This window comes from Corynebacterium aurimucosum (assembly GCF_046895345.1).
Lineage (GTDB): Bacteria > Actinomycetota > Actinomycetes > Mycobacteriales > Mycobacteriaceae > Corynebacterium > Corynebacterium aurimucosum_G.
Genome location: NZ_CP160096.1, coordinates 1,842,629 through 1,859,968, shown reverse-complemented (window position 1 = coordinate 1,859,968; position 17,340 = coordinate 1,842,629). Strand labels below are relative to the sequence as shown.

Sequence of the window (17,340 nt, the reverse complement as noted above, 5' to 3'; positions counted from 1 at the left end):
CATGCGTGTAGCCATCGTCGCGGAATCCTTCTTGCCTAACGTCAACGGAGTGACCAACTCCGTGCTGCGTGTCCTCGAACACCTCCACGAGCACGGCCATGAGGCCATCGTCATCGCTCCTGGTGCCCGGGATGGGCAGGAGGAGATCCCCGATTATCTCGGCTTCACCATCGTGCGCGTGCCCACCGTGCGGGTGCCGCTGGTGGATTCGCTCCCGGTCGGGGTGCCCACCTCCGCAGTGGACGAGGCGCTGCGCGAGTTCAAGCCGGATATCATCCACCTGGCCAGCCCCTTCGTTCTCGGAGCTGCGGGGGCATTCTCCGCACGTCAGCTGCGCATTCCTGCAGTGGCGCTGTACCAGACGGACGTCGCGGGATTTGCCACCAAGTACCACGCCTCCGCGCTGGCCTATGGGGTGTGGGAGTGGCTGCGCACCATCCACAATGCGTGCCAGATGACTCTCGCGCCCTCCTCACTGACCATCAGCGACTTGGAGAAGCACCACATCAAGAACGTACGCCACTGGGGCCGCGGCGTGGATTCGGAGCGCTTCCACCCCTCGAAGCGCTCGGCCGCACTGCGCCGCGAGTGGGATCCCACAGGAAGCAAGAAGATCGTCGGCTTTGTGGGACGCCTGGCCGCGGAGAAGGGCGTGCACCGCCTGTCGGCCCTTAACGGTCGCGAAGACATTCAGCTCGTCATTGTTGGCGATGGCCCAGAGCGCCCGCTGCTGGAGGCGCAGCTGCCAGATGCAGTCTTTACCGGGGCATTGGGCGGCGAGGAGCTCGCGGCGGCCTATGCCTCCCTCGACATCTTCGTGCACGCCGGCGAGTTCGAGACCTTCTGCCAGGCCATCCAGGAGGCGCAGGCCTCGGGCGTGCCCACCATCGGCCCGCGCGCGGGCGGCCCAGTAGACCTCATCGAGGAGGGCTATAACGGGCTGCTTCTCGATGTCCCCACGTTCGTTGAGGACCTCCCCAATGCGGTGGACGCGCTGCTTAACCCGGAGATTCACCAGGAGATGCGGGAGAACGCCCGGAAGTCGATTTCCTCCAAGACCTGGCCGGCTCTCTGCGAGCAGCTGCTGGGCTACTACGACGAGGTTTTGGAGAATGTCCGTGAGGTTCCGCTGACCATTCTGGGACAGCGTCCGGAGCTGCCGCGTTGGGCCGCTCGCGCTCTGGGAGCGCGCGTCGCCTAAACTAGGCGCTTGTGTCTAAGGCAGATCTGGAGAAAAAGCCCTTCGATGTCGCGCGCATGTTTGACGCGGTGGGTAAGAAGTACGACATCACCAACACGGTGCTGTCCTTTGGTCAGGACGCACGCTGGCGCCGCCTGACCCGCGAGCGGCTCAATTTGCAGCCGGGGGAGAAGGTCCTCGACCTTGCCGCCGGAACGGCTGTCTCGACGGAGGAGCTGTCCAAGTCCGGTGCGTGGTGCGTGGCCTGTGATTTCTCGCTCGGCATGCTTGCGGCTGGCGCGGAGCGCGATGTACCCAAGGTGGCCGGCGATGGAATGCGCTTGCCCTTTGCGGATAACACCTTTGATGCGGTGACCATCTCCTACGGTCTGCGCAATATCCACGACTTCGAGCTGGGCCTGCGGGAGATGGCGCGCGTGACCAAACCCGGCGGGCGCCTAGCAGTAGCGGAGTTCTCCAAGCCGGTCATCCCGGTCTTCGGCACCGTCTACAAGGAATATCTGACCCGCCTGCTGCCGCCGATTGCCAAGGTGGTCTCCTCCAACCCGGAGGCCTATATCTACCTCGCAGAGTCCATCCGCGCATGGCCGGAGCAGCACGAGCTGGCCGCCGCCATTAACCGCAACGGCTGGGAACAGGCCGGCTGGCGCAACCTGACCTTCGGCATCGTGGCCCTGCACTCCGCCGTTAAGCCGGCCTAAGGCTCAAAGGCCTTAGACCCAGAGAGGAAGGGCTTAGGCCCAGAGCGGGGTATCGCGGCGCAGCGTGGAGACCGCCCCGCCGGCCAGCCGCCAGGCGCGGGCGAGGAGGTCCTTGTCCTCGTCGGTGATGAGGTTGCCCATGAGACGTGCCGCGGCCGGCATGAGCATGCGGCCCACCGGCCCACGCATGGCCACGGGCCCGGCTAGCGGCAGGAATTGCGGGTAAGTCAGCAGGCGCGCGGCGGTGCGGGCAAGGAGGAAGGCCTCGCCGTACTCGGCGCGCAGCCGGTCTGGCCACGCCAAGGTGAGGTCCTTGGTGCCGAGCATCTCCACGGCGAGTGCTGCCGTCTCCAGGCCATAATCGATGCCCTCGCCATTGAGCGGGTTCACGCAGGCCGCGGCGTCACCGATGAGCATCCAGTTCGCGCCGGCAACTCCAGACACCGCACCACCCATCGGCAGCATCGCTGAGGTGACGTTGCGCAGCTCGCCTAGGCCCCACTCCGAACGCTGCTGCTCAGTGTAGAAATCCAGCGCCTTCTTCGTGTTGAGGCGGGCCGGACGGGCGGCCGTGGATAGCGCGCCCAAGCCGATGTTGACTCCCTGGCCCAGCGGAAAGATCCAGCCATAGCCCGGCTGCACCACGCCCTCGGGATCCTTGAGCTCAACGTGGGAGTGCATCCATTCCTCGCCGTCGTTGGGCGAATCGGCATAAGCGCGTGCAGCAATGCCATAGACTTCCTCGCGGTGCCAGGTGCGGCCCAGCTGCTTGCCAAACGTCGAGCGCACGCCGTCGGCCACGATGACCCACTGGGCGCGCACGCGGCGCTTGCCGACGGCGAACTCCACCAGCCGGTTACCGTCCAGCTGCGGCTGTGTCGCCGTGCCGGTTATCAGTTGCGCGCCGGCTGCCTGCGCAGCCTCAACCAGCAGTGCGTCGAATTCATAGCGCGGCAGCGCCGTGCCTTCGTGAGAGGGGTAGGTCTCTGGCCATGGGGCGGTCACGGTGCCCCCGAAGCCGTGCAGCTTGAGGCCGCGGTTGCGGTAGGAAGCATTGACTTCGATGCCAAGGAGCTCTAGCTGGTGCATGGCGCGCGGGGTGAGTCCATCGCCGCAGGTCTTGTCGCGGGGGAAGGGGGAGGCGTCGACAAGCAGCGTCTCATAGCCGGCGCGTGCGGCATGGATAGCGGCGGCGGCACCGGCGGGCCCGGCGCCTACGATGGCGACGTCAACAAGGGTGGAATCGATCTGCTCCGACATGGGGACTATCATTGCACGGGATAGTGGCCACAAGTGTGTTGAGGGCCGTGCCATGGGCTACGGTAAGTAAACACTAGGATTTTTGAGCTTAAAGGAACACGTTTAATGTCACACGGCCAAACTCACGCCAAGCACGTGGACTTGGGGGATGCGCAGCTCACCGAGCGTATCAACGCCGGGATGGCTGCTGTAGAGGACCTGCTGAATACGGAGATCGACCGCGGGCAGGACTTCATCAAGGACAAAGTGCGCCACCTCTCCCTTGCTGGTGGCAAGCGTTTCCGCCCGATGATGGCGTTGTTGGCTTCCGAGTTTGGTGAACGCTCGCAATCCCCCGAGGTGGTTAAGGCAGCAACCGTGGTGGAAATGGTCCACGTAGCCACGCTCTATCACGACGATGTCATGGATGAGGCGGAGCGCCGCCGCGGCGTGGATTCCGCCAACTTCCGGTGGACCAACTCGGTGGCGATTCTGGCGGGCGATGCCCTCTTGGCGCACGCCTCGCGGCTGATGAGCCAGTTGGACACCCACACGGTGGAGCACTTCGCGGAGACTTTCGAGGAGCTCGTTACCGGCCAGATGCGCGAAACCATCGGTGCGGGCGAAGCCAATGCCGTGGAGCATTACACGGCGGTGATCCGGGAAAAGACCGCGGTGCTGATTGCCTCCGCCGGCTACCTGGGTGCCTACCACGCGGGTGCGGGTCCAGAACAGTGCGAGGCCCTGCGCCAAATCGGTGCGGCCGTAGGCATGATTTTCCAGATCGTCGACGATGTCATCGACATCTTCTCCGACTCCGAAGAATCCGGGAAGACCCCGGGCACGGACCTGCGGGAGGGTGTGTTCACCTTGCCGGTGCTCTATGCCCTGGAGGAGGAAGGCGAGGTTGGCGATGAACTGCGCGCCCTGCTGACGGGCCCGCTGGAGGACGACGCTTCCGTGCAACGCGCCATCGAACTGCTGTGGCAGTCGGGCGGCCGTGACAAGGCGCTGGCCGACGTCAACGCCTACCTCCGCGTCGTGGAAGACCAGCTCTCCCTGCTGCCGGAATGCACGGCTAGTGAAGCACTCCGCCAGTTGGCGGACTACACCGTTCAGCGCGTGGGTTAAAATCCCCTCCTGCCTGGCGATTTGCATGTTAGGCGGGAGTTCGTAGTAAAGTACATAACCGCACTCAAGAGTGCTTGCCAGGTTGCCCGAGCGGCCAAAGGGAGCGGACTGTAAATCCGCCGGCATTGCCTTCAGAAGTTCGAATCTTCTACCTGGCACAAAATAAATCCCGCAGACACATCACATGGGTCTGCGGGATTTTTCGATCACGGTCCGGCTCGGCGCAGGGCGGGGGTTAAGGGTGGCTAATCCAAGCTGAACAGCTCTCGCTGGAAATCCGTGGGGTTCTTCAACCGCTCAGTTTCAGGCAACGGCCCCGGCAGGGTGGTGCCTTCAGCGAAGGGAGCGCCCTGCAGATGATCGCGGCCGTGGGGCTGTGCCAAGCCATTAAGGTCGGGACCGGCCGGTACGACTTGGGTGGGATTAATTTCGCGGTGGACGATGTAGTAGTGCCGCTTGATCTCGGTGAAGTCGGTGGTATCTCCGAAACCGGGGAGCTGGAATAGCTCGCGCAAGTAGCCATAAACGTTCGGCATCTCGCTGATTTTGTTCCGGTTGGTCTTGAAGTGGCCGTGGTAGACAGCGTCAAAGCGGATCAGTGTGGTGTATGCCCGGATATCGGCCTCCGTGATGTGCTCACCCATGATGAAGCGGCGGTGGGCTAGCCGCTCCTCCAGCCAGTCGAGGACCTCGAAGACATCCGCATAGGCCTCTTCATAAGCCTCCTGGGATGCGGAGAATCCCGCGCGATACACGCCGTTGTTGAGTTTCCTGAAGATGAAGTTGTTGATTTCCTCCATCTCCTCCTGTTGCTCGGACGGCGGCAGCAGGTTGGGTGCGCCTTCTCGCTGGAAGTCGGTCCACTCTGTCTGAAAGTCCCGCACCATGGAGTTGAAGTTGTTGGTAACAACCTTGCCGCTGGATTCTTCCACAATGGCTGGCACCGTGATGCCCCGCGGATAGTCAGGAAAGCGCGCGAAATACGCATCCTGCAGGCGGGGGATGCGCAGGACCGGGTCGAGCCCGTCGGGGTCGAGGTCGAAAGTCCACGAGCGCTTGTCGTGGGTCGGGCCCGCCAGGCCTAAGGAGATGACATTTTCCAGTCCCAACAGGCGCCGCACGATGACGGCGCGGTGCGCCCACGGGCAAGCGCGCGCCGCGATGAGACGGTAGCGGTGGGGTTGCACCGGCCAGTCGAGGGCATCGCCGCTACCAGCCGCGGAAGGCTGTGGTTCGTCACCGGTGGCCGAGGCAAGAATGCGGTCGCCGATGTAGTTGGTGTCTCGCTTGAATTCGCCATCCGTCGAGGCATTCTGGGCGTCGCCGGCCCAGTCCTTCGGTGTCTGTTTCTGGGTACCGGAGCTCATGTGTCCTCCCTATAGCAAATAAAGTATTTGATACGTCAACAATAGCTGGATTTGGCGCGCCTGGAGTAAGGGCGGTCCACCGGGAGAGTGGCGTAAGGGTGATGTGTGTGAGTTTTGGTGCCTGAAAAGTGCGCAAAAACCATTGGCGTACTGGCGATTTGTGTTGTTTAAGCGTTTCGGGTTAATCTTTTCAAGGCTTCAACGAGAGCACAGCGGAAGAAACTCCGTGACTCTAAGAGGCTGTGCCCCCTTAGCTCAGTCGGCAGAGCGTTTCCATGGTAAGGAAAAGGTCGACAGTTCGATTCTGTCAGGGGGCTCCATTCATGTTTCTGGAAGCTTTCAGAAAGTGAATATGGCGGTGTAGCTCAGTGGTAGAGCAAGCGACTCATAATCGCTGTGTCGCGAGTTCAATTCTCGCCATCGCTACCGGGAAAGAAAAGCGCCCGCATACGGGCGCTTTTTCACTACCGCCTCCCAGCCTTATACGGCACGTGGTTTCCATGGGGAATCACCGTTCTGGTAGGGTTGTGCGTTGTCCCAAAAGGGCACGCAGAGGGGCGTGGCGCAATTGGTAGCGCAACGGTCTCCAAAACCGTAGGTTGCAGGTTCGAGTCCTGTCGCCCCTGCCACATCACTTCCAAGGAGGGAATCGCCGTGAGCGATGAAAAGCAGCCGAGCACCGGGGCTCCGCGCCCAACCGGCAAGCGTCAGCTCTCTGGCGCAGCGACTACCTCTACTGATTCCTACACCGACAAGCGCGTCGTGCGCGTCGAGGATAAGAAGGAAGATTCTTTCGGCGGATCCGTCGGCTCCTTCCCGGGTGAAGTCGTCTCTGAGATGAAGAAGGTCGTGTGGCCTACCGGCAAGGAAATGCTTCAGTACGTTCTGGTGACCTTCGCCTTTCTTATCGTCCTCACCGCTCTGGTGTGGGGCGTGGACACGCTGACCGGCCTTGGAGTTGAAGCAATCCTCGCGCCTTAGTACACTAATCTCATACTTTCATCCCGCCGCCTTCCCGCTAGCTCGACTAGGGGAAACGGCGGGATACTTTTTGCCCTAGTCCCGCCGAGTACCCTGGTGGGGGACTAGAAGAATGAACACCAATTTGGAGTAGCAGACAATGAGCGAAGAAAACACTGGCACCTCCCTCGAGCAGGCCATGATCGATAACGTCCAGGAACAGGCCGCTGAAGCGGTCGAGGCTACTGAGGAATCCCAGCAGCCGCAGGAGGAACTGTCCGCCGAGGAGAAGGAAGCTGCCGAAAAGGAAGCTGCTACCAAGGCCGCTGAGGCTGCTCTCGGTGGCGTCACGGATGAGGCTGAAGGCGAGGGTGCGGGGGAGGCGTCGGCAAGCGCTGAGGCAGATGCCGCCGCTGCCGCAGACGCCGAGTACAAGTCCCGCCTGCGCGCCTTTACCCGCGAGCTGAAGAAGCAGCCGGGCCAGTGGTACATCATCCAGTGCTACTCCGGTTATGAGAACAAGGTGAAGACCAACCTCGATATGCGCGCCCAGACCCTCGAGGTGGAGGATTCCATCTTTGAGGTCGTTGTGCCGGTCGAGCAGGCCATTGAAAAGAAGGACGGCAAGAAGAAGGTAGTCAAGCGCAAGCTGCTGCCGGGCTACGTGTTGGTGCGCATGGAGCTTAACGACGCTGCCTGGTCCGTCGTTCGCGATACCCCGGGCGTGACCTCCTTCGTGGGCAATGAGGGCAACGCAACCCCGGTGAAGATCCGCGACGTGGCTAAGTTCCTCATGCCGAACGATCCGACGGTCTCTCCGGAGGACTCCGCAGCAGACTCCGAGGGCGAGCAGGTTGTGGCCATGCCGGAGAAGGAGGCCGCCAAGGCCTACGCGCACGACTTCGAGGTGGGCGAGGCCGTCACCATCCTGTCTGGCCCGCTGGCTTCTGTTTCCGCCACCATCTCCGAGATCGACCCGGAGACTGGCAAGATGCAGGGCCTGGTGTCCATCTTCGGCCGCGAAACCCCGGTGGAGCTATCCCCGACGGAGATCGAGCGCATCTCCTAAAAAGCGATTTTGAGCTGGGCGCACGGTGTTCTAAACTTGAACGCCGTGCGCTTTTGCGCATTTTGAAACGTTCATCCTCCGGTGGCCCACAATGCGTGAGCATCCGGACGGGGCGCTGGTATTCATCGTGGCGGCACTCCGGTACCACAGGAAAGAGGTAATTCGATGGCTCCCAAGAAGAAGGTCACTGGCCTGATCAAGCTCCAGATCGAGGCAGGCGCTGCTAACCCGGCTCCGCCGGTCGGCCCGGCACTCGGTGCCCACGGCGTCAACATCATGGAGTTCTGCAAGGCCTACAACGCTGCGACCGAGTCCCAGCGCGGCAACGTCGTGCCGGTGGAGATCACCGTGTACGAGGACCGCTCCTTCGACTTCAAGCTGAAGACCCCGCCGGCAGCTAAGCTCCTGCTCAAGGCCGCTGGCATTAAGAAGGGCTCCGGCGTTCCGCACACCGACAAGGTTGGCTCCGTGACCTGGGATCAGTGCAAGGAGATTGCACAGACCAAGTTTGAGGACCTCAACGCTCGTGACATCGAGAACGGCGCCCGCATCATTGCTGGTACCGCTCGCTCCATGGGTATCACCGTTGACGGCGTCCCGGCTAAGTAAAAATTCGATTTAATGCGCGATACGTTCTGTGTCGCGCGTGGCAGGGCCAGCTTCGGCCCGCTAACACCACATCAATCCAAGAAAAGGAATTGCACTTATGAGCACCAAGTCCAAGGCATACAAGGCTGCCGCTGAGCTGGTAGACCGCTCCCGCCTGTACCGCCCGATCGAGGCCGCCAAGCTGGCCAAGGAGACCTCCTCCAAGAACTTCGACGCCACCGTTGACGTTGTCTTCCGCCTGGGCGTTGACCCGCGTAAGGCTGACCAGCTGGTTCGCGGCACCGTCTCCCTGCCCCACGGCACCGGTAAGGACGTCCGCGTGGCCGTCTTCGCTGAGGGCGACAACGCTGAGGCTGCGAAGGCTGCTGGCGCCGACATCGTGGGCACCGAAGAGCTGATCGCTGCTATCAACGAGGGCAACATCGACTTCGACGTTGCTATCGCCACCCCGGATCAGATGGCCAAGGTTGGCCGCGTTGCCCGCGTGCTGGGCCCGCGTGGTCTCATGCCGAACCCGAAGACCGGCACCGTGACCGCTGACGTGACCAAGGCCGTTGCTGACGTCAAGGGCGGTAAGATTTCCTTCCGCGTTGACAAGGCTTCCAACCTGCACGCCATCATCGGCAAGGCTTCCTTCGATGCTGAGAAGCTGGCTGAGAACTACGGCGCGCTGTACGACGAGATCCTGCGTCTGAAGCCGTCCTCCGCTAAGGGTATCTACGCCAAGAAGGTCACCATCTCCACCACCTCCGGCCCGGGCATCCCGGTCGATACTTCCGTGGAGAAGAACTACACCGAGTAAATCGGTCTAGCGCATCGCGCTAAATGGCACAGGGCTTCGAGGTTTACCCTCGGAGCCCTTTTCCTATGCCCTGCCAGTCCCGTGCAGATAGCGGCGGGGATTGTTAGGCGTCGATATCGTCTGGCTTCCAGCCCCGGCCGTCTGCGTCCAGGTAGACATTGCGTGCTAACGGAATCTGGTGAGAGGCAGATTCCAAAATATGCATGAAGTAACCGGCGGTGTTGGGGATAGCGAGGGTATCGCCCACCGCTATGCCCTCCGGGAAATCGAGCTCGCGGCGTAGGATGACTTCATCTTCAATGCAATAGGCTCCCACCACGAACCCGGTGCGCGGTTCCCGGTCCACCGCACCGCGGTCTCCGGCAGTGGGCACCAGGAGCGGGTCGAGCAAGATATCATCCGCCGCGGTACGGCATTGGGTGCGGTTCATGGCGGCGCCGATGAGAGGTAGGCCGTCGGAGCGCTCTTTGAGGAAGCTGACCTCGGCGAGGATAATGCCGCAGCCATCGAGCAGGCTGCGCCCCGGCTCCAAGTGAAGAGAAATATTCCGCTCGCGCAGTGCACGGCCGGTGGGGCCAAACCCGGCCACCTCACCAGAAAGGAGTTGGTCTAACCACTGGCCGCGGGTAGGCGTCTGCCAGAAGGGGTAGGTGTTAGAGAGTGGGTCGGATTTCCACGTAAAAGGCTCACCGGTGTCGGCGCGCTGGGCTGCGATGCGCTGCTGGTAATACCCCCATTGCTCGCGGGATTCGAGGTAGCTCATGGGAACACCGCCGCCGATATCGATGAAGGAAGCAGGCTGGCCAACTAAGCGGAGATGCTCGATGAGGGCGATGGCTTCCGCGAGTGCGGTGCGGCGGTCCGATTCGCTATAACCATGCAGGTGTACGTGAACGCCGTCAGCGTGGATGGTTTCGGGCCAGGCATGGCTTTGCCATGCGTGAAGGAGCTCACCGAAGCGCGTCGGCGGAAGGTTATCCGGGTTGGGGGCAAGGCGCGGTGCGACGTGCGCGGTGTGGTTGAGGGCCTTGGCAAGGGCAGCGATGCGCTCGGCTTCCGCTCGCGAATCGCAGGAAATGGTGACTCCGCGGTCGATAGCTAGACGCAGCAACGCGTCGGTCTTAATAGCCGCGCTGAGGATAATCCGCTCGGGCGCGACTCCACGGTTAAGCACTTGGCGCAGCTCATTTTCACTGGCGACGTCCACGCCCAGGCCAGCCTCGCGGGCGGCGTCGACGAAGCACAAGGCTTTATTAGCCTTACGAGCGAAAAATACCTGCGTGTCCACGCCATGAGAGGCGCCGGCATCGAGGAGCTCTTGGGCGTTGCGGCGCAGCGGCGCGGGGTTGAGCACATTAACGGGCGAGCCATACTCGGAGGTAAGGCGGGAAACCTGCTGTGGGTCGCCCACTAATTCCGTCATCCACTCTTCCCACCGCGCGCGCAGCGCAACGGTGCCATGAACGGGTAACGGGGTGGTGTGGTTGGTCATGGGTTTACTACTTTCTCCGCCCAACGGGGGATGTCATCGTGCACGGAACGGTTCAACGAGTCATGGCCGGGAAGCTTAAGCTCATTCATGCGGCCGATTTCCACGACGCCGGGGACATCGTGGAAAGGGGTGGGGATGGCTTGGGGAGCTACGGTGGCATCGATAAGCAGATCAATGCCACCCTGCTCGCGCCAGTGGTCTATCTGGTCCGGGGCGGCGAGGTAGCGGGTATCTATCACGCCTGTGCGGATGAGCTCGAGCAGGCGCCGCGCGGTGACCGGTGGTGGGCCAAAGGCCACGCGCTCGAGGGTGCGCGAGAGCTCACGGAAGCCGGGCATGGTGCCATGAGTCTTGTGCCAGTCCACGCATTCTTGAAAGAGCCCCCGAAACGCCGCGCCTACAGCCGCAGCCGGGGTAAGCGGCCCGGTGCCCTCGGCGGCGCGGAGGGAGGCATCCAGCTCCGCGACGGCATCGCCGGAAAAGTCGTGGCCGTCGAGCACTGCAGCGAGGTCTCCGATGGAAAACTCACCCATCGATCCGGCGGCCGCTAGGAGGATGTCGCGCAATTCATCGGCATTGTGCACGCCGGCACAGGCGCGCTTTACGTCGGCCGGGATCTCGGGCTGCGGCGTGCCCGCGGCGGGCTTGACCTCCATGAAACGCCCGCTGTGGCTCACCGGGAAGATGACCTCGGCGGTATCGCCGTACAGCAGGCAGACATCGATGAAGCTCAAGGCAGCACCGCGCACCCCAATCCGTCGCGGGGCACTGGGCAAATTGGCGCCGAAGTAGAGTCCGGTGATCGGAACGCGGGAAGGCTCGTGGACTAAGGCACCGGGGTGGAGGTGATCGTGACCGGTGCAGACGAGGACTTCGTCGAAGGGCGAGCCATCGACGATGAACCCGACGTCAGTGGCAGACACCGAACACACACGCTGGGGTAGGTGTCGAATGTGCACGTGCTGCGGGGCGCGGTGCAGGGCAGCGGCCCACGTATCGGCCAGGAATTGCCCCACCTGCGCGCGCGGTGGGAAGGCATCGGTGGTGGATTCCCCGCGGCGGGTACGCCAAGCGTTGAAGCTATCGTGTGCGGTGGTGACGATGGCGCAATTGACGTTAAGGCGCCATTGCGGCGGCTGCTGCGGGCGATACACCGCGCCGGCGCCGGCGGGGTAGGGATCAAAGACTGTGATATCCACGGGGATGCGGGCGCGCTCGATGAGCTCTTCTACGGCCCACAGCCCGCGTGGGCCGCCGCCGATGATGGCGATGCGGCGGGAAGGTTCCTGCGGGCTCACTCTGAATCCCCTTCGACGCGCGCGGCGAGCTCGGGAGGAGAGATATCGAAGTGCTCGCAGACCCAGGAATCGTTGTAGATGGTATCGAGGTAAGGCTGGCCACCGTCGTGGAGTACGGCCACGACCTCCGCACCGGCCGGAAGGGTAGGCGCGAGACGCTGGAATGCCGCGATGACCGCGCCGCCGGAGGCTCCAGGCAGAAGGCCTTCGGTCTGGGCGAGGCGACGGGCTGCCACAATGGCATCCAGATCGGGCACACGCTCTACTGAGGACGGCGAGAATTTGGTGGATAGATCGGTGACAATGCCAGCACCATAGCCCGGCAGCATGCGGGTGCCGCGCTGGCCCTCAAACAGCACGGAGCCTTCGGCATCGACACCGATGGTCTCCGTATCAGCGCCAAGCTCAGTGAGCTTGCGCACGCAGCCACCGAGGGTGCCGGTGGTGCTTATAGCGACGAACAAGTGGGTGGGCGCCTGTCCGAGCTGGTACACGATTTCCGTCATCGTGCCTTCGGCGTGGGCGTAAAAGGCGGCCTCGTTGGAGTACTGGTTGAGATTGAAAGAATCGGGGATCTCTTCTAGAAGCTCGGCCACGCGGGTGCGGCGAGCGGTGAGCCAATCGCCGGTTTCCGGGTCCGGGTGATCCAGCAATTCCACGTGGGCGCCGTAGGCCCGCATCGTGGCCACGGTGGAGGAATTGACGCGCGGATCGACCACGCAGTGGAATTTCATACCCGCAAGTGGGGCCTGGCGGGCCAGTGCCATGCCAAGGTTGCCCGAGGAAGACTCCACCAGGGTGGATCCGGGGCCTATGTCGCCGGCGTCAAGCGCGGCTTGGATGAGTGCGCGTGCGGTGCGGTCCTTGGCGGATCCACCCAGGTTGAATTGCTCTAGCTTGAGGTAGAGGTGCACATCGGTACGGGGATTAATGGCGTCCACGCGCATCAGCGGGGTATGGCCAATAGGTGGTTGGGCTTGAGAATGAATCCGTGGGTTCATCATTAGCCCCATGGTAGACCTCTGCCTGTAGCTTTTCCCGTTTCTAGTGCTGAATTTGTGCAGGATAACGGCACTTTTCTTACTAACAGGAAATTGGCAGGTTGGTAGTATGGGATTACAAGGAACGTGCCGCATAATAATCTCGTGCGTTTGAGAGAGGCGCATGAGAGATAGAGAGAACACCCTGAGTCTTGCAGGGCGGGCGGCGTGAGAAACCGCCTGATAGACAAGACCCCTTACAACGTGGGTTCCAGATTTCACTGGGACCCACGTTGTACTGTGTGCGGAGACTTTCGTTCCCAGCTGGCTTTAACCCCCAGCCCACCTGAGGTACGTGACTGGAGGAGGGGAAGGAGGACCAGACTAAAGACGCCATATGCAGCGCTGGATCGAGATAAGCCCAGGTGAGTGTATGCGCTCCTTTGCATAAGGTGTCATTGCTTTGGTCCCTGTGCCCCAGGCCGCAGGCTCTAGAGGCGAAGACTGCTCTAGGGCCGCGGCCTCCCTTTCATCCAGTACACGGACCAGATGACGTCTTCGCGCGGAACGCCCCAGTCATGCACGGCTATCGAGCGCACAGCTTTTGCGAGATCCCCTTCGCCGGACACCCACACCGAATCCGGTGCAGTATCCGCGGTGAAGCGGGAGCCGAGAAGTTGTCTGGCGCGTGTGCAGTGTTCGTCGTGTGGAGCCAAGACCATGGTGAGTGAGCGGACCTTGCCGCGCCACGTCTCCTCCAAGCCATCTTCAACTTCAGCGTCGTCTGTGATCATGGCAACGACATCGACGCTGCCCAAGGTTTCCGGTGACAAGGCTTCGTAGTGCTCGAGGATGTGCCACAGCGCCGGTAGAGCAGAGGCATCCGCGAGTAATAGTTGTGACTTCCTAGGGGCCTGCCACAGTGCTTGCCCGGTATATATTCCGGCGGTATCCCCGGGTTGGGCATTGAGGATCCAGCGTGAGCCCGGGCCATTATCGCCATGGGTCACCACGTCGACATCGATGGTGCACGCGTCTTGGTTGAGTTTGCGAATTGTGTACCAGCGCAATGCTGGGCGAGTGTCGTCGGGCAATCGGGTGACGGCGGCGCGAACATTGGTATCGTCGACCGGGAAGGGTGAAAAATCCTGCTCGTCTTGGGGCATGAGGAGCCCAAAATACTCGTCAGGTCCGGCTAAGGGGTAGTCACTAAAGGCTGGCGAGTGAAAAGTTAAGCGGTGCAGCCGCGGCTTGAGGCGGGTGTTCCCGGTGAGGGTGACGGGCAATAAGCGGTGATGCGTCAAGGGAATTGATCCTAGGTAGAGGTCAAATTTGAAACCATCATAACGTGCAGGTTAGGCTAGGCTCAAATAAGTTAGGGGTGCGAATGCTTGCATGCTCGCTCCCGTTGAAGGAAAGGTTTATTCCATGGTTGCTATCCACCGGCGCGCAAAAACCGTGCTCGCCATTGTCTCAGCGGCAGCGATTGCTTTAGCGGGGTGCTCGCGCGGAAGTGGCGAGGACAGCGCGGGTGCGGACAGCGCTGAGGAGGTGCGCGTTGCCAGCCTGGGGCTCGGTGATGCCGATACCGTACTGGCACTCGGAATCACTCCCGTTGCTGTGGCCCCCTGGGGTGCGAAAGGGGATGGTGATCCCTCCGGAGTTGGCCCATGGGCGAAGGAGCTTTTGGGAGATGCCCAGCCCGAGGTGATCTATAACACCGCCTCCGGTTTCACGGCCGAGGTTCTAGAGCAGGTCACTGCCTCGGACCCCACACAGATCATCGCCGTGAACCAGGCAGTGGACCAGGAAGCAAAGAAATCCCTCGAGGATATCGCCCCGCTGACCGTGAAGCCCGAAGGTTTCGAGGACTGGCAGATCCCCTGGGATGAGCAAGTCAAGACCATCGCCTCTGCGGTGGATAAGGAAGAGGAGGGGGAGAAGCTCATTGACCAAGCAGAGGGCGCCTTTGAGCAGTTCAAGGACTCCCACCCGGAGCTGCAGGGCAAGCGCGCAGCCATCCTCATGCCCTATGACGGGAAGCTGGGCCTCTACACGGCAGAAGACGGCCGTGGCCAGTTCATCGAAGACCTCGGCTTTGAGATCCCCAAGGAACTGCAGGGTGATGGTTCCAGCTTCTTCGTGGACTATGCCCCGGAAAACTACTCCCAGCTCAACAATGTGGACTATCTGTTCGTCTTGGATTACAACGGTGCGGTCGATGAGCTGAAGAAGGATTCCACATTCCAAGGCCTGGACGTGGTCAAGGATGGACGCGTCCGCTACCTCGACACGGACACCGGCAATGCGATGAGCGTGCCGAACCCGCTGACGATCCCGTGGGCCGTCAACAAGTTCGAAGAGCAGCTCTAAGTGCTCGCACTACCGAGGAAGGCTGACGCTATCCACGGCGTTGCGTACCCGCAACGCCGTGGCAAGGCAGACGCACTGGATTCGCGGGGGAGAAGCCGCGCACTGCTCACCACGGCCCTGGTTGTGTCGACCTTCCTCCTTTTGCTGTGCTCATTGGCGGTTGGCTCGAGGGCTATTCCGTTGCCGGATCTGGTGCCTGCCCTCCTCCGCGGAGGCGAAGCAGATATCGAAAACATCGTGTGGGATTTGCGTATTCCCCGCACGTTCGTGGCCTACTTCGCGGGTGCTGCCATCGCTGTATCGGGTGTTATCGCTCAGTCCTGGACTAGAAACCCTTTGGCGGATCCGGGCTTCATCGGTATCACTGCGGGAGCTTCGTTCCTGGTTGCCCTCGGGACGGCGCTAGGTGTCGCCACCTCAACCGGGGTGCGCACCGCGCTCGCCCTCGTAGGCGCCGGCATGGCCACAGCATTAGTGCTGGGTGTATCCCGGCGGTTTCAGGATCCCCTGACGCTGGTCCTAGTCGGCGCAGGTGTTGCTGCTGCCTTGAGCTCTGGCGCCATGTTGATCGGCCTGTACTCCACGGATGTCCTTGACAGCATGCGCCGGTGGACCATCGGCTCCACGTTTGGGCGCGGCCCAGAGGATGTCGCCATCGCATGTGCCGGATTGTTCATCGGGTTTATCATCGCCGCACGTGTGGCGCGCCCGCTCGATCTTTTGGCAATGGGGGAGGAATCCTCGGTTGCTCTAGGTGGTTCTCCCACGCTGACGCGGCACGGCGCTGCCTTGAGCATCGTTGTTCTAGCAGGATGCGCTACCGCGGCGACGGGGCCCATCGCCTTCGTCGGCTTTGCCATCCCCCATCTACTGCGCCGGTTCACGGGGCCGGAAGTTACCGCGATGATTGCTCCTGCCGCGTTGCTCGGTGGTTGCTCCGTACTCGCTGCGGATATTCTCGGCCGCCTCATCGCCGGCCCCTCTGAGCTGGAGATGTCCATCGTCTTGGCCTTTGTTGGCGCACCATTTCTCATCTGGGCCGTACACCGCGGGGAGCACAAGCTATGAGGGGGTTGCAGAAGGGGGACGTCGTCAAGCATCTGCGTTCCCAAGAGCGGCAGCGCCGGGCATGGATATGGGGAGCCACCTGTTTCTTTGTTCTGGTGGCGGCAAGCTCCTATGTCCTCCTGCTGGGACAGGGCCCTGTGGCCTTGAGCCCGGGGCAGGTTCTCGAGGTTCTCAACGGCGGGGGAAGCCGAAGCGAGATTCGGGTTGTCTGGGACCTGCGCATGCCCGTAGCGCTAGCGACCCTCATCGTGGGTGCCGCGCTTGGCCTGGCAGGGTCGTGGACGCAGTCGATGTCGCGCAATCCGCTGGCCTCGCCTGACATCCTTGGCGTGACTGGTGGTGCGTCCGTCATGGTGGTCCTCGGAACGGTATTCTCCCGGCCGCTGCTTGCCGAAGGACTCTCCATGTTCTGGTGGCGAGCCGGGCTCGCGTTGCTGGGTGCCGTGCTAGCGGCCATCCTGCTGGTGGCACTTGGGGGAATCGGCACGAGCAACCGTATCGTCATCGTCGGAATCGCGCTGTCACTTCTGTTCCACGCCCTCGTGACATATCTGTTGCGCGCTGCCCAGATCCTCCGCGCGGCGCAGTCCCAGCTCTGGTTGGCGGGAACCACGGGCTTCGTGCGGATGGATGTCATCATTCCTCTGCTCGTGGGGTTGGCACCATTCGTAGTTCTCGGCCTGTGGTGTGCTCGGGAGTTGCCGCTTCTTACGCATGATGATCTCTCGGCTCTTTCCCTCGGGGTTAACATCACGCGAACACGCGCGTTCCTGTTGGTCGCAGCTACGGGCATCTGCGCGGTGACCGTATCGGTGGCCGGACCGATTGGTTTCATCGCGCTTCTGGCCCCGCATGTGGGGCGCATTGTTGCCCGCACGCCCACGCCGGTGCCCCTAGTCTCCTGCGCTGCCGGCGCCGCCTTGTTGAGTGTGTGCGCTGTCATTGCTGGAATGCTGCCGATGGACGCTCCCGTAGGCGCTGTCTCCTCCATCATCGGAGGTTGTGCCCTAGTCATCTTGGTGTGGAACGCCGCACGGCGGAGAGGATAAA

The 17,340-nt window shown here is 62.1% G+C and carries 16 protein-coding genes and 4 tRNA genes; 14 read left to right on the top strand and 6 right to left on the bottom strand.

What is annotated here, in order from left to right; translation table 11 throughout:
* Position 1 precedes the first annotated feature (1 nt).
* Both ABZS45_RS08830 and ABZS45_RS08825 read left to right on the top strand, forming a co-directional pair.
* The gene (locus tag ABZS45_RS08830) at positions 2-1,201 is read left to right on the top strand and encodes a glycosyltransferase family 4 protein (protein ID WP_412099501.1); all 1,200 of its coding nucleotides are present in this window, start codon (positions 2-4) and stop codon (positions 1,199-1,201) included.
* Between the two features lie 11 nt (positions 1,202-1,212).
* Entirely contained in the window at positions 1,213-1,902 is a 690-nt protein-coding gene (locus ABZS45_RS08825; RefSeq protein WP_070686672.1) for a demethylmenaquinone methyltransferase, read from the top strand.
* Positions 1,903-1,935: 33 nt separating this feature from the next.
* Here ABZS45_RS08825 and ABZS45_RS08820 read toward each other — a convergent pair whose 3' ends face one another.
* On the bottom strand, positions 1,936-3,174 hold the full coding sequence (locus ABZS45_RS08820) for a geranylgeranyl reductase family protein (protein ID WP_412099500.1): 1,239 nt from the start codon (positions 3,172-3,174) through the stop codon (positions 1,936-1,938).
* A gap of 93 nt (positions 3,175-3,267) precedes the next feature.
* On the opposite strand from ABZS45_RS08820, the gene ABZS45_RS08815 reads away from it, so the two are divergent.
* Together ABZS45_RS08815 and ABZS45_RS08810 are read left to right on the top strand one after the other, a co-directional pair.
* The gene (locus tag ABZS45_RS08815) at positions 3,268-4,272 is read left to right on the top strand and encodes a polyprenyl synthetase family protein (protein WP_412099499.1); all 1,005 of its coding nucleotides are present in this window, start codon (positions 3,268-3,270) and stop codon (positions 4,270-4,272) included.
* Positions 4,273-4,348: 76 nt separating this feature from the next.
* Positions 4,349-4,430 (top strand) — tRNA-Tyr (locus ABZS45_RS08810).
* Between the two features lie 87 nt (positions 4,431-4,517).
* Here the strand turns inward: ABZS45_RS08810 and ABZS45_RS08805 are convergent.
* Complete coding sequence (locus tag ABZS45_RS08805; protein ID WP_412099498.1) at positions 4,518-5,639, bottom strand: glutathione S-transferase C-terminal domain-containing protein; 1,122 nt, start codon at positions 5,637-5,639, stop codon at positions 4,518-4,520.
* 244 nt (positions 5,640-5,883) lie between these two features.
* Here ABZS45_RS08805 and ABZS45_RS08800 point away from each other — a divergent pair.
* The 7 genes from ABZS45_RS08800 to rplA all read left to right on the top strand — a co-directional run bounded on the left by ABZS45_RS08800 (position 5,884) and on the right by rplA (position 9,079).
* Positions 5,884-5,959 (top strand) — tRNA-Thr (locus ABZS45_RS08800).
* Between the two features lie 34 nt (positions 5,960-5,993).
* Positions 5,994-6,065: transfer RNA gene (locus ABZS45_RS08795), tRNA-Met, on the top strand.
* A 127-nt stretch (positions 6,066-6,192) separates the two neighbouring features.
* Positions 6,193-6,268: transfer RNA gene (locus ABZS45_RS08790), tRNA-Trp, on the top strand.
* A gap of 25 nt (positions 6,269-6,293) precedes the next feature.
* Positions 6,294-6,620: a preprotein translocase subunit SecE gene (gene secE, locus ABZS45_RS08785; RefSeq protein ID WP_070520982.1), complete on the top strand. Its 327-nt coding sequence runs from the start codon at positions 6,294-6,296 to the stop codon at positions 6,618-6,620.
* 139 nt (positions 6,621-6,759) lie between these two features.
* Positions 6,760-7,668, top strand: a complete 909-nt coding sequence (gene nusG, locus ABZS45_RS08780; RefSeq protein WP_070711051.1) for a transcription termination/antitermination protein NusG — start codon at positions 6,760-6,762, stop codon at positions 7,666-7,668.
* A 165-nt stretch (positions 7,669-7,833) separates the two neighbouring features.
* Entirely contained in the window at positions 7,834-8,277 is a 444-nt protein-coding gene (rplK, locus tag ABZS45_RS08775; RefSeq protein ID WP_010189723.1) for a 50S ribosomal protein L11, read from the top strand.
* Between the two features lie 97 nt (positions 8,278-8,374).
* The gene (gene rplA / locus ABZS45_RS08770; RefSeq protein ID WP_412099496.1) at positions 8,375-9,079 is read left to right on the top strand and encodes a 50S ribosomal protein L1; all 705 of its coding nucleotides are present in this window, start codon (positions 8,375-8,377) and stop codon (positions 9,077-9,079) included.
* 103 nt (positions 9,080-9,182) lie between these two features.
* On the opposite strand, the gene ABZS45_RS08765 is transcribed toward rplA, so the two are convergent.
* The 4 genes from ABZS45_RS08765 to ABZS45_RS08750 all read right to left on the bottom strand — a co-directional run bounded on the left by ABZS45_RS08765 (position 9,183) and on the right by ABZS45_RS08750 (position 14,135).
* Positions 9,183-10,571, bottom strand: coding sequence for a Y4yA family PLP-dependent enzyme (locus tag ABZS45_RS08765; RefSeq protein ID WP_412099495.1), 1,389 nt, complete (start codon positions 10,569-10,571; stop codon positions 9,183-9,185).
* Positions 10,568-11,869 carry an FAD/NAD(P)-binding protein gene (locus ABZS45_RS08760; protein ID WP_412099494.1) on the bottom strand — a complete coding sequence of 434 codons (1,302 nt, stop codon included), beginning with the start codon at positions 11,867-11,869 and terminating at the stop codon, positions 10,568-10,570. The genes ABZS45_RS08765 and ABZS45_RS08760 overlap by 4 nt, the downstream gene beginning before the upstream one ends.
* On the bottom strand, positions 11,866-12,882 hold the full coding sequence (locus tag ABZS45_RS08755) for a pyridoxal-phosphate dependent enzyme (RefSeq protein ID WP_412099493.1): 1,017 nt from the start codon (positions 12,880-12,882) through the stop codon (positions 11,866-11,868). Before ABZS45_RS08755 ends, ABZS45_RS08760 begins: the two co-directional genes overlap by 4 nt.
* Positions 12,883-13,358: 476 nt before the next feature.
* Positions 13,359-14,135: a siderophore-interacting protein gene (locus ABZS45_RS08750; protein WP_412101162.1), complete on the bottom strand. Its 777-nt coding sequence runs from the start codon at positions 14,133-14,135 to the stop codon at positions 13,359-13,361.
* A gap of 142 nt (positions 14,136-14,277) precedes the next feature.
* On the opposite strand from ABZS45_RS08750, the gene ABZS45_RS08745 reads away from it, so the two are divergent.
* From ABZS45_RS08745 to ABZS45_RS08735, 3 genes are read left to right on the top strand one after another with little or no spacing between them, the layout of a single operon-like run.
* The gene (locus ABZS45_RS08745) at positions 14,278-15,222 is read left to right on the top strand and encodes an ABC transporter substrate-binding protein (RefSeq protein WP_070673466.1); all 945 of its coding nucleotides are present in this window, start codon (positions 14,278-14,280) and stop codon (positions 15,220-15,222) included.
* Entirely contained in the window at positions 15,223-16,290 is a 1,068-nt protein-coding gene (locus tag ABZS45_RS08740; RefSeq protein ID WP_412099492.1) for a FecCD family ABC transporter permease, read from the top strand. It begins immediately after the preceding gene.
* The gene (locus tag ABZS45_RS08735; RefSeq protein ID WP_412099491.1) at positions 16,287-17,339 is read left to right on the top strand and encodes a FecCD family ABC transporter permease; all 1,053 of its coding nucleotides are present in this window, start codon (positions 16,287-16,289) and stop codon (positions 17,337-17,339) included. Before ABZS45_RS08740 ends, ABZS45_RS08735 begins: the two co-directional genes overlap by 4 nt.
* Position 17,340 lies beyond the last annotated feature (1 nt).

Excerpts from the sequence above, each read along its gene's own strand:
- rplK (WP_010189723.1), top strand. The coding sequence starts at position 7,834 with ATGGCTCCCAAGAAGAAGGTCACTGGCCTGATCAAGCTCCAGATCGAG.
- ABZS45_RS08830 (WP_412099501.1), top strand. The coding sequence starts at position 2 with ATGCGTGTAGCCATCGTCGCGGAATCCTTCTTGCCTAACGTCAACGGA.
- ABZS45_RS08765 (WP_412099495.1), bottom strand. The coding sequence starts at position 10,571 with ATGACCAACCACACCACCCCGTTACCCGTTCATGGCACCGTTGCGCTG.
- ABZS45_RS08805 (WP_412099498.1), bottom strand. The coding sequence starts at position 5,639 with ATGAGCTCCGGTACCCAGAAACAGACACCGAAGGACTGGGCCGGCGAC.
- ABZS45_RS08745 (WP_070673466.1), top strand. The coding sequence starts at position 14,278 with ATGGTTGCTATCCACCGGCGCGCAAAAACCGTGCTCGCCATTGTCTCA.
- ABZS45_RS08735 (WP_412099491.1), top strand. The coding sequence starts at position 16,287 with ATGAGGGGGTTGCAGAAGGGGGACGTCGTCAAGCATCTGCGTTCCCAA.
- ABZS45_RS08755 (WP_412099493.1), bottom strand. The coding sequence starts at position 12,882 with ATGGGGCTAATGATGAACCCACGGATTCATTCTCAAGCCCAACCACCT.
- rplA (WP_412099496.1), top strand. The coding sequence starts at position 8,375 with ATGAGCACCAAGTCCAAGGCATACAAGGCTGCCGCTGAGCTGGTAGAC.
- ABZS45_RS08820 (WP_412099500.1), bottom strand. The coding sequence starts at position 3,174 with ATGATAGTCCCCATGTCGGAGCAGATCGATTCCACCCTTGTTGACGTC.
- nusG (WP_070711051.1), top strand. The coding sequence starts at position 6,760 with ATGAGCGAAGAAAACACTGGCACCTCCCTCGAGCAGGCCATGATCGAT.
- ABZS45_RS08815 (WP_412099499.1), top strand. The coding sequence starts at position 3,268 with ATGTCACACGGCCAAACTCACGCCAAGCACGTGGACTTGGGGGATGCG.